Genomic DNA, 13,594 nt, shown 5'->3' on the forward strand with positions numbered 1-13,594 from the left:
ATCCTTCCCCTGCTTTTGGGCGTGGGTTTGTTTATGGTTTGGTATCCCTGAGGCTGCGCCAGAGGACTGGTCGGTGATGCCCATGTACAGAACCGGTTTTAAGCTGATACCTGGGGGCTCTGCGACCGCAACCCAACGATCAATCTAGCGGAGTCAGCCTAGGCAAGGAGGCAGCGCCCTATTTCAGCTTGGCCGACTCCCCAAGAACACAGAGGGCCTGGGCTGGAGCAGGCTCTTTTTGCCCCTACTCAGGCTGTCCCCGCTCACGCATAGCTTCGGCCAGCAGTTGGGCTACCTCGGGGCGGGAGAACTCCGGCGGGGGGATCTCGCCGCGGCGCAGCATTTCCCGCACCTTGGTGCCCGAGAGGTGGATGCGCTGGTGGGGCTGGCTGGGGCTGGTCTTGGCCGTGGCCATGGTGCCGGTGACGGTGCAATAGAAGGCATGTTCAAACTTGAGGGGGATGATGCCCAGTTCCTCGGGACGGAACTCATCGAAAATGTGCTGGGCATCATAAGGGCCGTAGTAGTTGCCCACCCCGGCGTGATCCCGGCCCACAATAAAATGGGTGCAGCCGTAGTTTTTGCGAACGAGGGCGTGGAAGATGGCCTCGCGCGGGCCGGCGTAGCGCATGGCCGCAGGGTTGATGGCCAGGATCACCCGCTCCTTGGGGAAGTACTTTTCGATCAGCACCTCGTAGCAGCGCATGCGCACCTCGGCGGGAATGTCGTCGCTTTTGGTGGCCCCCACCAGCGGGTGGAGAAACAGCCCGTCCACGATTTCCAGAGCGCACTTTTGAATGTACTCGTGGGCGCGGTGGATGGGGTTGCGGGTTTGAAAGCCGACAATGGTTTTCCAGCCTCTTTCCCGAAACAGTTGCCGCGACTGGGCCGGGTCGATCTGGTAGGCCGGGAAAAGGGGATGGGGATCCCGCTGCAAGAGAGTTACAGGGCCGGCCAAATAGACGGATCCCTGTTGGTAGAGCACCTTCACCCCCGGATGCTGCTCATCGGTAGTGCGGTAGACCTGCTGCGCTTCGCGGGTTTTGTCGTAGGTGAACTTCTCGGTCAATTCCAACAGGCCCAAGAGCCTGCCCTCGGCATTGGCCAAGGCAATGGTCTGCCCTTCCTTGAGATCGGCAGCTATCTCGGCAGAGACCGGCAGCGTTACCGGCAGCGACCAAGCCAGGCCGTTGGCCAGGTGCATCGTCTCCAGAACCGACTGGTAATCTTCCCGCCCCATGAAGCCGGTGAGCGGGCTGAAGCCCCCGATGGCGATCATCTCCAGATCCGACTGGGCCCGCTCGTCGAGGTGGAGGATGGGGCAGTGTTCAGCTTTGGAGCGCAGCTCCTGCGCCTGCTCAGGGGAGGCAATGCGGTTGACCAAGGTGCCCCCGTGGGGCGGAATGGCATCGCCAGAAACAGTCATCTTCGCCTGGGATGGAGTCATAGCGTGCAGACCGGAACGGCAACCGAGCAGACAGGGATCCCTAACCCTACACCCTCCTTTCCTCCGGCGCAATCCAGACTAGTACCAACTGCCTAGTCCAGCATGTAGGGGGGCATATCTTCGTCGGTGGGCGACACGTTGTCAAAGATGGGCCGATTCATGATCTTCTTTTGCGCGTGCAGAGGCGAAGGCTGGGGTTGCGGCTTGGGTAAAGGTGCGACTTGCCCTCGGCGGCTTTGCAGTTCCTGAATGGTCTTGGCCCGCTCCTCGGCCACCGCCTGTAACTGGGCCAGCGCCTTCTGCAATTCGTCGCGGTGGGCAGTGACTTGCTGTAGCTGAGCTTGCAGGGCAGAGACTTTGTTTTGGTAGTCCTGCAAAAGTTGTTGAGCTTCGGCCAGTTGGCTTTTGAGGGTTTCAAGGTCCGGCGATTCTGGGGCTGGTTCTGTAGGAGACTGAGAAGACATCGTTGTCGGCTCCTCGCCCGTGGGAGTAGATTCTGCAGGGGTGGGCTCTGAACTGGTTTTAGCACTGGCCTTGCGCCGAGTGCGGGAAGTTTCTCCCGAAGAAGGAAAGAGGCTACGGTCCGATCCAGTCACAAGAGCACCTCATGTTCGACAAACTGCTCCAATCGCTGACACACCACCGAGCCAGGCCGATAGTCCATGACCGTCAAGCCGTAGTCAAAAGCGGTGCGCAAATCGCTGCTATCTGGAATGGTAACGGGTGAAAGCACATCCGCAAAAATCTGTTGCGCTTGCACATACAATTGCCCGGTATGGGATCCGGACCAGATGCCCCCTGGCAAGTAGCGGTCGTCCAGCATGGTCAAGATGGCGCGGACTTGGCTCAACTCGCCCTTCAGGGACTCGACATAGCGCAGGGTCACCTCTGTACAAGAGAAGTCGACGCGGTTGAGCCGTGTCGGGATCAACACGCGCCGGGCCGCCCGCAGGGCGTTGGCGGTGAGGGCGTTCAGTTCCCCTGGCGTATCGAGAAAGACAAAGTCGTAATCCGGCAGCAGGGGAGCGAGCTGATGCTGCAACAGGTCTTGCCCGGAGTCGCCAGCAGCCGCCAGTTGGGCCGCCACTTCCGCCATGGTGCTGTGGGAGGGCGCCACATCCACCCCCTTGTCGGTGCAATAGATCACCTCTTCCAAAGGACGTCGGTACTGCGGGTGCAGGCTGGCCCAAACCGTTTCCTCGGGGGGCAGGGATCCGGCCTCTTCCAGGTAAAGGCTGCTGGCGGTGGCTTGGGAGGTGAGATCGATGAGCAGAACTCGGTAGCCCCGTTGAGCCGTTAACTGAGCCGCGTGGACGCAGAGGGTGGACTTGCCGGTGCCCCCTTTGTTGTTGGTAAAAGCCAGGACGCGTGCCATCAGCTTCCCCAGGGTTTGTTTCAGGCGCTTCCGATTTCCCGATTCCCCTTGGCCAGATTGGGTCAGGTGCCGCCGCAGCAGTCTATGCTATTGGGTGTAGCCTGGTGGAGGACAACCATGCGCGATGTACTGGCGATTATCCTGGGCGGTGGGCGTGGCACCCGACTTTATCCCCTGACCAAGCGCCGTGCTAAACCTGCTGTGCCTTTGGCAGGCAAGTATCGCCTCATCGACATCCCGGTCAGCAACTGCATCAATTCTGATATTGATAAAATCTACGTCCTCACCCAGTTCAACTCCGCCTCCCTCAACCGCCACATCATCAACACCTACCGCATGTCTCCCTTCACAGGCGGCTTTGTGGATATTTTAGCGGCCCAACAGACGCCCGATAACCCGGATTGGTTTCAGGGCACCGCCGACGCTGTGCGCCAATATCTCTGGCTGATGGACTCCTGGAAGCCGCGGGACTTCCTCATCCTATCGGGGGATCACCTCTACCGCATGGACTACCGCCCCTTTATTCACTATCACCGGCAAACCGGAGCCGATGTGACGCTGGCGGTGCTCCCCTGCGAAGAAAAAGTGGCTTCGGGTTTTGGCTTGCTCAAGATCGACGCCGATGGACGGATCGTCGATTTCAAAGAAAAGCCGCAAGGGGAGCTGCTGAAAGCCTGTCAGGTGGATACCCAAGCCCTCGGCCTCAGCCCGGAAGAGGCCAAAGCCAAGCCCTACATCGCCTCGATGGGCATCTATGTATTCAGGCGGGAGGCCCTCATCGAGATGCTGAAGGTGAAGGAGCACACCGACTTCGGCAAAGAGGTGCTGCCGTCAGCCATCGGCAAGTACCATCTGCAGGCCTACCCGTTCAAGGGCTACTGGGAGGACATCGGCACCATCGAGGCTTTTTATCGAGCCAACCTGGCGCTGGTGCAGCAGCCCAACCCTCCCTTCAGCTTCTTTGACAGCGAAATGCCCATCTACACCCGCCCACGCTTTTTGCCCCCCAACAAAATCCTCGATTCCCAGATCGTCAACTCCATGATTGCCGACGGTTGCATCATCAAAAATGCTCAAATTCGCAATTCCATCATCGGCATTCGCAGCCGCCTGGAGGCCAATACCATTGTAGAGAATACCCTGGTCATGGGGGCCGATTACTACGAGTCGGCAGAAGAGCGGCAGGCCAAGCTGGAGGCTGGGATCCCACCGGTGGGCATCGGCGCCAACTCCCACATCGTCAACGCCATCGTGGACAAAAACGCCCGCATCGGGCGCAATGTCCGCATCCTCAACAAGGATCACGTCAGCGAAGCGCAGCGGGAAGAGGAAGGGATCTGGATCAGCAACGGCATCGTCACCATCATCAAGGACTCGGTGATCCCGGACAACACCGTCATTTGATCGGGGGAAGCCGGCTTTGGCCGAGAACCTGGCTGGCGAACGCTGAGGAGGCGCTGTTAAGCAAGATAAGAGAAAACAAGAGGCTTTTGCCATTACGATAGATTACGATAGATATTAAGAGCTTTAAAAACAGATTGTGAGATCCCTTGAGCGTGGTTAACAGGATTTCCTCCATTGCCGACCTAGAAGTTTACGATCCCCAATTCATCACTCGTTACTACCGCTGGCGCCTGCTCCGGGTGATGGGTCGGGCGCTGGCCATTCTCTGGCCCCTCCTCTGGTTTGTTCTCTGTCTACGCTGGGATCAGCTTTGGGGACAGGGCGATCGCAAAGTGCCCCAGCGGGCAGAGCAGTTGCGCAAGCTGCTCACTGACCTAGGGCCTACCTTCATCAAGGTGGGGCAGGCCCTCTCGACGCGACCGGACTTGGTGCGCAAAGACTACTTGGAAGAGCTCACCAAGCTGCAGGATCAATTGCCCAGCTTTCCTTCCCAGGAGGCGTTTGCCCGCATTGAGTCAGAGTTGGGCCGTCCGATCACCGAGATCTACGCCCAGATCTCGCCCGAGCCGGTGGCTGCCGCCAGCTTGGGCCAAGTTTACAAAGCGCAACTTCACAGTGGCGAATGGGTGGCGGTGAAGGTGCAACGGCCCCACCTGCGGGAGCGGCTGAGCCTGGATCTGTACCTCATCCGCTGGGCCTCCACCTGGCTGGGGCCTTGGCTGCCCCTGAACCTGGGCAACACCTTGACGGCGGTGGTGGATGAGTTTGGTCGCAAGCTGTTTGAGGAGATCGACTACCTGCAGGAGGGACGGAACTGCGAGCGCTTTGCCGAATACTTTCGCGGCGATCCCGATGTGTATGTGCCGCGCATCTTTTGGGCCTACAGCACCCGCCGGGTGTTGACCCTGGAGTGGATTGACGGCATCAAGCTCACCGATGTGGAGCGCATTCGGGCGGCCAACTTGGAGGTGAAACAACTGGTGCGCATCGGCGTGGTGGCCGGACTGAAGCAGTTGCTGGAATACGGCTTTTTCCACGCCGATCCCCATCCGGGCAACCTGTTTGCCCTCCCCGATGGCCGCCTGGCCTACATCGACTTTGGCATGATGGATCAGCTCACCGAAGAAATGAAGGAGTACCTGGTGGACGCGCTGGTTCACCTGGTGGATCGCGACTACGACGCCTTGATCGACGATTTTATTCACTTGGGCTTTTTACAGCCGGATGTCAACCGTCAAGAGCTGATCCCTGCTTTGGAGACGGTGTTGGCGGATGTGTTGAACCAGGAGGTGGGCAACTTTAACTTCAAAACCGCCACCGACCAGTTCTCCGATTTGATGTACCGCTACCCCTTTCAGGTGCCCTCCCACTTTGCGTTGGTCATCCGCTCTTTGGTTACCCAAGAGGGGGTGGCCCTCAGCCTCTATCCGCAGTTTCGCATTGTCGGCGTGGCCTATCCCTATGTGGCCAAGCGCCTGCTGACGGACGAATCGCCCCGCATTCGCCAGCGGCTGCTGCAAGTGCTAATTAAAGATGGCAAGTTCCGCTGGAACCGCTTGGAGAACCTGATCCAAATTGCCCGCAGCGATGGGGGGCTGGATTGGGTACCCACCGCCCGCATGGGTTTGCGCTACCTGATGTCGGAGGAGGCCCGTGAACTGCGCCGCCAGTTGGTGCTTTCTCTCACGGAAGATGACCGCCTTCACTTTGAGGAGCTGCAGCGGCTGTGGCATGTGATCAGCCCCGACTTGTCTCCAACTCACCTCTGGCAGGCGGCACTGGGATCCCTGCCCTCAACCAGCGATCTGCAACATACTTTGGCCGAATTGAGGGAACAGGTGCAGGCCCACCTGGAGCGGCTCAGCCCCTGGCGACTTCCCCAGCCCTGGCCGAATTGGCTGGCGGGAGTGGGACAGGAAAGGTAAAACGGAAAAAGATAGCTTAAGTTTGGTGAGCTGGACAAAAGCGTGGCAGATCAGAAAGGCGACTTCATTGCCGGTGTGGTAGCCGGCGCTGTGTTGGGCGGGATCATCGGCGGGGTGATCGCCTTTGTGCTGGCCCCCCGACTAAGCAAGGGATCCGCCGAAGGCCAGCGCCGGGATCCCGACCGTCTCAACGGCACCTCTGTCCCTCCTGAACGACCGCGCCTCCGAGCCTCGGGTGAGCCGGCTGTGCCCAGCTCCGGCGACTGGAGGGAGTGGGAACAGGAAACAGAGCGGATTGCCCAGGCCCGCCGCACCCTCGAAGCCAAGATTGCCGAGTTGAACGAGGCGATCCAGGCCACCCGCGCACAACTGCTCGTCAAGGAGATATCTTCTAGCGCTGTCGAGGAAAAGCCTTAAGCAGGGGACCCCTGTCCATGCCAAACTAGAGGCGGCACTGGCTTTCTCCTCTGGGGAGTGCCAGCGTTCTCGCCTCTCGGCTGAGTTGCTCTCCTGGATCAGGTCTGCCTCTGCCGACAGCGCTTAAGTTGTTGAAGAGTTGTTCCCTCGCTGTTTCTAACCATGATGCTCAGCCCTTTGTTGCTCCCTCTCCCTTGGACAGACGGCCTCTCTCTGGGGCTGGTCTACGGCAGTGCCGCGTCTTTGCTGTTTCGCTCCCTTTACCAGTTCATCGTCATTTACAACGCGCTGTTGATTGTGCGGATTTTGCTGAGCTGGTTCCCGCAACTGAACTGGTCTAACCCCATTCTGTCGGTGCTCAGCCAGCTCACGGATCCCTATCTCAACCTCTTCCGCGGCCTCATCCCCCCCATCGGCGGCCTGGACTTCTCCCCCTGGTTGGCCTTTATTTTGCTGAGCTTTGCCATGCAGGTGGTGGGCCAGTTTGCCTAATTGCTGTACCACTGTGCAGATCCCTGGCGCTGCCCGCTACTGGCTGCTGAATGCCCAAGTTCCCATCTCGGTGCTGAAGGATGTGGTGCCAGCGGCGGTTCCCAACCGAGAGGGCTTGGTGCTGCTGGATCTGGAGATTAGGGAAGGGCGAATTGGCCATATCCGAGCGGCCACAGGGATCCCGCCCCAGGGAATCCCGAGTGTAGCTCTAAGGCGGGGCCAGGTGTGGCCCTGTTTTGTCGATATCCACACCCACCTGGACAAAGGGCACGTGTGGCCGCGCAGCCCCAACCCCGACGGCACCTTTGCCGGGGCCACCCGGGCCGAGCAGGAAGACTGGGCCAAGATGGAGCGGGCCTACGCCGGCAGGCGAGAAAAACTTTGGCAGGATGTCTACCGCCGCTGCAACTTTGGCCTGCGCTGCAGCTACGCCCATGGATCCCAGGCGGTGCGCACCCACCTGGTTTGCGAGGGCCCTCAAGCCGAGGTGAGCTGGGAAGTCTTTGCCCAGTTGCGCCGAGAGTGGGCGGGCAGGCTAGAGCTGCAGGCGGTGACGCTGACCTACTTGGATGTTTTTCTCACACCGGCAGGGGAGAAGCTGGCGGACAAGGTGGCGGAGCTGGGCGGGATCCTGGGCGGAGTGGCGGCGATGGGGCCGGAGCTGGATAAGCAGTTGGAGCGGGTGTTTGCCCTGGCCCAGGAGCGGGGGCTGGATCTGGATTTTCATACCGATGAGACAGACGACCCTGAATCCCTGACGTTGCGGCATGTGGCAGCGGCAGCCCTGCGCCATCGGTTTGCAGGCCAGGTGGTGTGCGGCCACTGCTGCAGTTTGGCGGTGCAGCCGCCGCAGGTGGCCCACCAGACCATGGCCCTGGTGAAGGAGGCGGGGATCGCCGTGGTCAGCCTGCCCCTGTGCAATCTCTATTTGCAAGACCGCCGCCCCGGCCACACGCCCCGCTGGCGGGGGGTGACGCTGCTGCACGAGCTCAAAGCCTTGGGCGTGCCGGTGATGATCGCCAGCGACAACTGCCGGGATCCCTTCTACGGCTTTGGAGATCACGATGGCCTAGAAGTGTTTCGGGAGTCCACCCGCATCCTGCACCTGGACACCCCCTATGGGGATTGGCCGCAGGCCATCACTGCCACCCCGGCCCGCATGATGGGCTTGGTAGAGGCCGGGGCGATTGGGGTGGGCCTGCCGGCAGACTTGGTGCTGTTCAAGGGGCGGGGGTTTGACGAGCTGCTTTCCCGACCCCAGCACGACCGGGTGGTGCTGCGCCAAGGTCAGCCCATCGACACGGCGCTGCCGGACTACGCAGAGCTGGACGACTTGATGGAGAGGGTGGGGCGGACTTAGCCAGCGGGGTTGGGGAGCCAGGCTTTAATCTGGGCGGCAATGCGCTGAGCAGCGCCAGGGGATCCCATACGCCGCTGCCCGTGGGCTCGCAGTTGGTCGGCGTAAGCGGGATCGCTGGCCAGGCGGCTCAGAATCCGGCAGAGCACGGCAGGGGCCTGCTGGGGTGAAGTGAGGTGGACTGCGGATCCCAGGAGACGGGTTTGAGCTTCGGCAAAGCGGGGGGTAAATTGCGGCCCCTCCCCCGGCAGGGTGACCACCGGCTTCCCTAGGCCCACGCATTGTTCCGTGGCCGTCCCCGCCATGGCCAGCACCGCTGTTGCCCGGTGAGCACAGGTGCCAAAATCTCCCCACACCAGGAGCAGGTCGCGGCGTCGAGCAGGGATCCGCTCTTGAAGGGGGTTCCGCTCCAGGTTAGGGCTGAGGGCGGCGTAAACTTGGATTTCCGGCGGCAGTTGCTCTACCACCTGCATCATCAAGGCCCAGTTGCGGTAGGCTTCCGGCGGGCGGGATCCCGGCAGCAGCAGCACCGCGGGCCGGTCGGGATCCAAAGGCAATTCTCCCCGCGGCTCCAGGTCATCCATCATCGGGTTGCCCAGGTAGAAAGCCCGGAGGCCCCGTTTTTGCAGAGCGGTGGCCGTCAGCTCATCTCGCAAGAAGGAGCCGCGACAGCGCCTGCGGGCCATGAGCCAGCGCTCCCAGGGCAGGTAATCGGAAACCGGCTGTCCCAGCCAAGCGCGTCGGTAGGGCCCTTGTTCGTCCCGCCAATAATAGTCCGACTTGGCTGTGCCCACGAAGACGTAGGGGCTGCCGCTCCACCAGGCCATTAACAAAGGCACAATGTCCCCCACCGCCAGCACCAGCTCGACCTGAGCCGCCGCCCGGCGAACCAAAGCCAGTTGCCGCCCCGTCAGGCCCAGCAAGCCAGCGCGCAGATCCCGCCACAACTGCCGCCAATCTTGATAGATAAATCCCCCTGAAGGCATCACCTGGGTCAGGGGCAGCAGCGGGATGCCGCGGCGGCAATAGGCGGTGCCTTCCCCCACAATCGGCAGGGCTTGCACCGAGATCCCCAGGCCGGTCAGGGCCAGGGCGATGCGACTGCCCACCTCATCTTCCCCGTGGCCATTGCTCAGGCACAGCACCCGCGACAAATTCTGTGGATTCATTGGGTAGAGGATGGGAGTTCAACTCTGGGGTGTTGCCGCCTCCATTCGAGCTAAACGAGCAGAACGCTGTAGCTTACCAAAAATCTCTTCTTAAAATAGAGCCAACCTGCGAGGGGAAGCCAGGGTAATGATCCGAAATGAGCGACAACGAGCCGAGTTTATTGCAGCGGTGGAAGCTTTGCGCCTGGAAGGCCCTTACTTCGTCGAGACCCGTCTTACCCGTCAGCGGGGGTATTTTTGGCGGGCGGTGAAGGATGTGGCCGCCGGCCAGCCCTGGTGGGAGATCCGCTACTTTCCTGCCTGCGAGTGCTATGCTTGGGCCTACCTGCCGGAAGGGATCGGCCCCCGTGAGTTTGCCTGGGGACACACGCCACAGCAAGCTTTCCTCAACGCCCTTTGGCAACAGCCTGCCTCCTTTTCGGACAAAGGCTAGGACAGGTGCCAGAGAAACCGTTTCAACTTACAGTAAAAAAAAGATTAAAACTCCCACGCGCAGGGGACATGAAACCGCAGGCCGTCGCCCGTATCCTGGATGCCAACCTCGACCGAGCTCGTGAGGGATTACGGGTGCTAGAGGAGTGGTTTCGCTTTGGCCTAGAAAACGGCGAGCTGGCCAGCGAATGCAAGGCCATGCGCCAAGCCCTGGCCCGCTGGCACAGCGACCCGCTGCGGTTGGCCCGCGACACCCCTGCTGATCCGGGCACCCAGATCTCCCATCCGCAAGAGGAGCAACGGCGGGATCTCGGCCACCTGCTGCAGGCCAATTGCAGCCGTGTGCAAGAAGCGCTGCGGGTCTTGGAAGAATACGGCAAGTTGGCCGAGTCCAGTCATTGGGTAGCACCCGGCCTGGCCAAGCTGGCCAAAGACATGCGTTATCGGCTCTATGTTCTAGAAAGCGAGCTGCTGGGGGGATCCCTGCGCCAACGGCTGTTGGCGGCCCATCTCTACCTGGTCACCAGCCCGGTGCCCCACTGGCTGGAGGTGGTGGAAAAGGCGCTGCGGGGAGGGGTGACGCTGGTGCAGTACCGCCGCAAGAACCTCACCGATAGGGAGATGCTCTGGGATCTCAAACAGTTGCGGCAAGTGTGCGACCGCTACCAGGCGTTGATGATCGTCAACGACCGGGTGGACTTGGCCTTGGTCAGCCAAGCGGATGGGGTGCACCTGGGCCAGACGGATCTGCCGGTTGCCCAGGCGCGGCACCTGCTGGGATCCCAGCGCCTGATTGGCCTGTCGACCACCAATGCCGAAGAGCTGGCCCAAGCCCTCAATAGCGGCGTGGACTATATCGGTGTCGGCCCCGTCTATGCCACCCCCACCAAAGCGGAAAAACCCCCCGCCGGCCTGGAGTACGTGCGCCTGGCCGCTGAGAAGGCCCACTTGCCCTGGTTTGCCATCGGCGGCATCGACCTCCACAACCTGGCCGAGGTGCGCCAGGCAGGCGCCAGCCGCGTAGCCGTGGTGCGGGCTCTCATGGAGGCGGCGGATCCCACCCAGACCGCCCGTGCCATGCTGGCCGAACTGCAACGGATCCCTGCTCTATCCTGAAGTTAGACACAGAATCTTCTCAAAACCCTCCTAACTCCCGATGGCAGAAGCCGTAAAAGTTCTCACTGACCCCACTCGGCAAAGCGGCGGGGATCCCATCCTGAGCGGGATCGCCACCGAAGTGCAAGGGGAACTGGTGCGGGAGCTGGATCTGATGATCCGGGCTCGCTACCCCCTGATCTACTTGGTTTCTCCAGAAGAGGAGCCAGCGGATGCTGTGCTCGTGCAAGTAGCCAAGAGAACCGATCCGCCGCGGCGGCTGCTGTTTTGGGACGTGGTGCGGGGCTGGCAAGATAGCGGCGAAGATCGCGGCTCCATCATGGCCGCCCTGGGGCGGGTGTGGCGCTCGGCTCCTCAGGAAGACACCCTGTTTGTGTTGCGGGATCTGCACTTTGTGCTGCGCAACGCCAGCAGCGACAAAAACGCCCCTATCCTGCGGGAGCTGAAAAACCTCAGCCGCGAGCTCAAGCGCACCCGCAAGACGCTGATCCTGCTCAGCCACATTCTAGAAGTGCCCAGCGACCTGGCCGAGGAGATCACCGTCGTCGACATTCCCCTGCCCAACAGCGAAGAGATCAGCCGCCTCATCCGGCTCTATGTGGCCCCGGAAAAACTCAAGCTCACCCCCCTGGCCCGCGAGCAACTGGTCAAAGCCTGTCAGGGGCTGAGCCGGGAGCGCATCCGCCGCGTCTTGGCTCGCGCCCTGGCCGCCAAGCAGGAGGTGAACGAGGCCGACATCGACCTGGTGTTGGAGGAGAAAAAGCAGGCCATCCGCCAGACCGGCATCCTGGAGTTTTTCACCGCCCGCGAGACCCTGAAAAGCGTGGGCGGGCTGGACAACCTCAAAGCTTGGGTGCGGGTGCGCCAGGAAGCCTTTACCGAAGAGGCGCGGCGCTACGGCCTGCCCAATCCCAAGGGCGTGCTGCTGGTGGGGATCCAGGGTACCGGCAAGTCCCTCTCCGCCAAAACCATCGCCAACGAGTGGCGGCTGCCGCTGTTGCGGCTGGACGTTGGGCGGCTGTTTGCCGGCATTGTTGGCGAATCGGAAAGCCGCGTGCGCCAGATGATCCAACTGGCGGAGGCCATGGCCCCCTGTGTGCTCTGGATTGACGAAATCGACAAAGCTTTTGGCAACATCACCAGCAGCGCCGACGGGGACTCGGGCACCAGCCGTCGGGTGTTTGGCAGCCTGATTACCTGGATGCAGGAGAAGACCAGCCCCGTTTTCATCGTGGCCACCGCCAACAACGTGCCCCTCTTGCCGCCGGAGCTGCTGCGCAAGGGCCGCTTTGACGAGATTTTCTTTCTCAACCTGCCCACCCAGGCCGAGCGCAAGGAGATCTTCCGAGTGCACCTCCAGCGGCTGCGCCCCAGCCGGCTGCGGGAGTTTGACCTAGATGAGCTGGCAGCAGCCGCCCAAAACTTCAGTGGCGCCGAGATCGAGCAGGCTATCGTTGACGCTATGTACAACGCCTTTGGAGGCAGCGGCAGCGGCGCTCGGCGAGACTTTACCCAGGAAGACATCCTGCAGGCCATCCGCGAAACTGTGCCCCTGGCCTCCATTGCCCGCGACCAGATCGAAAGCCTTAAGTGCTGGGCCGCCCAGGCAGGCGCTAGAACCGCCTCCCAGGATGCTCAGGTGCTGCAGGAGATGAAGCAGTGTTTTGCAGCTTCCTAGAGGGGATCCCCGATTTTTCCTGCTTGAGGGGAGCGAGTGGGAAGCCCCCTAGGCTCGGGTTTGGGCCTTGGAGTCGGATCCCGTCACTGAGGCATTAGTTCGCCTCTTCCCCTTCGTCTCTGGGAATGGATGGTCGAGATAACCCCACCTCCGGCATCCCCTCGTGTCACAATGGGTAAAGATCGGCTTTTTTTGTGTCTTGGCGCTGTGCTCAAGCTCCTGTACTACCGCGAGATCCCTTGCCCAGATACCGCTCAAGTGCTGAGCTGGCTGCAGGAGCACCTGCCTCTGCCTGCGAGCAGCCAAAAGGTACTCACCCCCACTGGGCTACGCCTAGAGGGATCCGGAGCGCAGCTGGCCGTTTTCCTCTGGTCGGGGCTGAACACCACCTATCTCAAGATCTTTCAGTGGTCAGAGCGGCCTTTCCCCCAGCAGGGCCGCTGGCTAAAGGAAGTGGAAAGGGCTATCCAAAGCCAATTTCCCCACCGCTACCCGCAGTTGCCAGATGTCGATCTCAGCCAGGGATCCATCTTTGAGCAACTGGAGCCCTTTTACCCGCAGACGGTGAAGTATTTCCGCCGCATCCCCAACGGGGAGTTTGACCTGCAGCGGGTTTACTGGTGGGAGAAACGCTGGCGGGAAGAAGTCCAATCCCCTCACGCTTGCCGGCCCCCCGTGCTATTTCGCCAGCCTGCCCCAGAGCCCGCCCCCCAAGAGTGGGACTTGGTGATCGTGGGCGGGGCGTTGGGGGCTATCTACGGCGCGGCCATGGCCCGCTTAGG

Annotated in this window: 12 protein-coding genes and 1 pseudogene; 9 read left to right on the forward strand and 4 right to left on the reverse strand. The window is 61.3% G+C overall.

Annotated features, from left to right (window positions below; translation table 11 throughout):
• Positions 1-244: 244 nt before the first annotated feature.
• The 3 genes from sat to NW809_RS05570 form a co-directional block, all read right to left on the reverse strand.
• The gene (sat, locus tag NW809_RS05560; protein ID WP_168175095.1) at positions 245-1,426 is read right to left on the reverse strand and encodes a sulfate adenylyltransferase; all 1,182 of its coding nucleotides are present in this window, start codon (positions 1,424-1,426) and stop codon (positions 245-247) included.
• A gap of 113 nt (positions 1,427-1,539) precedes the next feature.
• Positions 1,540-1,911: a hypothetical protein gene (locus NW809_RS05565; RefSeq protein WP_011430402.1), complete on the reverse strand. Its 372-nt coding sequence runs from the start codon at positions 1,909-1,911 to the stop codon at positions 1,540-1,542.
• Between the two features lie 128 nt (positions 1,912-2,039).
• Positions 2,040-2,822 carry a ParA family protein gene (locus NW809_RS05570; protein WP_011430403.1) on the reverse strand — a complete coding sequence of 261 codons (783 nt, stop codon included), beginning with the start codon at positions 2,820-2,822 and terminating at the stop codon, positions 2,040-2,042.
• A gap of 117 nt (positions 2,823-2,939) precedes the next feature.
• On the opposite strand from NW809_RS05570, the gene NW809_RS05575 reads away from it, so the two are divergent.
• From NW809_RS05575 to NW809_RS05595, 5 genes are all read left to right on the forward strand, one after another.
• The gene (locus NW809_RS05575; RefSeq protein WP_011430404.1) at positions 2,940-4,226 is read left to right on the forward strand and encodes a glucose-1-phosphate adenylyltransferase; all 1,287 of its coding nucleotides are present in this window, start codon (positions 2,940-2,942) and stop codon (positions 4,224-4,226) included.
• A gap of 152 nt (positions 4,227-4,378) precedes the next feature.
• Positions 4,379-6,151: an ABC1 kinase family protein gene (locus NW809_RS05580; protein ID WP_011430405.1), complete on the forward strand. Its 1,773-nt coding sequence runs from the start codon at positions 4,379-4,381 to the stop codon at positions 6,149-6,151.
• Between the two features lie 42 nt (positions 6,152-6,193).
• Positions 6,194-6,568 (forward strand): hypothetical protein, encoded by a 375-nt coding sequence (locus tag NW809_RS05585; protein ID WP_011430406.1) that lies wholly within the window; start codon positions 6,194-6,196, stop codon positions 6,566-6,568.
• 162 nt (positions 6,569-6,730) lie between these two features.
• A complete protein-coding gene (locus NW809_RS05590; RefSeq protein WP_011430407.1) occupies positions 6,731-7,060 on the forward strand; it encodes a YggT family protein in 330 nt (109 codons plus the stop codon).
• Between the two features lie 13 nt (positions 7,061-7,073).
• Positions 7,074-8,420: a cytosine deaminase gene (locus NW809_RS05595; RefSeq protein ID WP_414401698.1), complete on the forward strand. Its 1,347-nt coding sequence runs from the start codon at positions 7,074-7,076 to the stop codon at positions 8,418-8,420.
• Here the strand turns inward: NW809_RS05595 and NW809_RS05600 are convergent.
• Positions 8,417-9,586, reverse strand: a complete 1,170-nt coding sequence (locus tag NW809_RS05600; protein WP_011430409.1) for a lipid-A-disaccharide synthase-related protein — start codon at positions 9,584-9,586, stop codon at positions 8,417-8,419. The genes NW809_RS05595 and NW809_RS05600 overlap by 4 nt on opposite strands.
• A gap of 127 nt (positions 9,587-9,713) precedes the next feature.
• Between NW809_RS05600 and NW809_RS05605 the strand changes: the two genes are divergently transcribed.
• The 4 genes and pseudogenes from NW809_RS05605 to NW809_RS05620 form a co-directional block, all read left to right on the forward strand.
• Complete coding sequence (locus NW809_RS05605; protein WP_011430410.1) at positions 9,714-10,019, forward strand: hypothetical protein; 306 nt, start codon at positions 9,714-9,716, stop codon at positions 10,017-10,019.
• A 68-nt stretch (positions 10,020-10,087) separates the two neighbouring features.
• Positions 10,088-11,134, forward strand: coding sequence for a thiamine phosphate synthase (locus NW809_RS05610; protein WP_011430411.1), 1,047 nt, complete (start codon positions 10,088-10,090; stop codon positions 11,132-11,134).
• A 154-nt stretch (positions 11,135-11,288) separates the two neighbouring features.
• Positions 11,289-12,812, forward strand: a complete 1,524-nt coding sequence (locus NW809_RS05615) for an AAA family ATPase (RefSeq protein WP_414401699.1) — start codon at positions 11,289-11,291, stop codon at positions 12,810-12,812.
• A gap of 207 nt (positions 12,813-13,019) precedes the next feature.
• Positions 13,020-13,594: pseudogene (locus NW809_RS05620) on the forward strand (flavin-dependent dehydrogenase); the annotation flags it as partial.

The sequence above is a fragment of the Synechococcus sp. WC101 genome, from assembly GCF_047461555.1.
In the GTDB taxonomy this organism is placed as follows: Bacteria; Cyanobacteriota; Cyanobacteriia; order Thermostichales; family Thermostichaceae; genus Thermostichus.

Coding starts and splice junctions, on each gene's coding strand:
- sat (WP_168175095.1), bottom strand. CDS start 1,426: ATGACTGTTTCTGGCGATGCCATTCCGCCCCACGGGGGCACCTTGGTC.
- NW809_RS05565 (WP_011430402.1), bottom strand. CDS start 1,911: ATGTCTTCTCAGTCTCCTACAGAACCAGCCCCAGAATCGCCGGACCTT.
- NW809_RS05570 (WP_011430403.1), bottom strand. CDS start 2,822: ATGGCACGCGTCCTGGCTTTTACCAACAACAAAGGGGGCACCGGCAAG.
- NW809_RS05575 (WP_011430404.1), top strand. CDS start 2,940: ATGCGCGATGTACTGGCGATTATCCTGGGCGGTGGGCGTGGCACCCGA.
- NW809_RS05590 (WP_011430407.1), top strand. CDS start 6,731: ATGATGCTCAGCCCTTTGTTGCTCCCTCTCCCTTGGACAGACGGCCTC.
- NW809_RS05600 (WP_011430409.1), bottom strand. CDS start 9,586: ATGAATCCACAGAATTTGTCGCGGGTGCTGTGCCTGAGCAATGGCCAC.
- NW809_RS05605 (WP_011430410.1), top strand. CDS start 9,714: ATGATCCGAAATGAGCGACAACGAGCCGAGTTTATTGCAGCGGTGGAA.
- NW809_RS05610 (WP_011430411.1), top strand. CDS start 10,088: ATGAAACCGCAGGCCGTCGCCCGTATCCTGGATGCCAACCTCGACCGA.
- NW809_RS05615 (WP_414401699.1), top strand. CDS start 11,289: ATGATCCGGGCTCGCTACCCCCTGATCTACTTGGTTTCTCCAGAAGAG.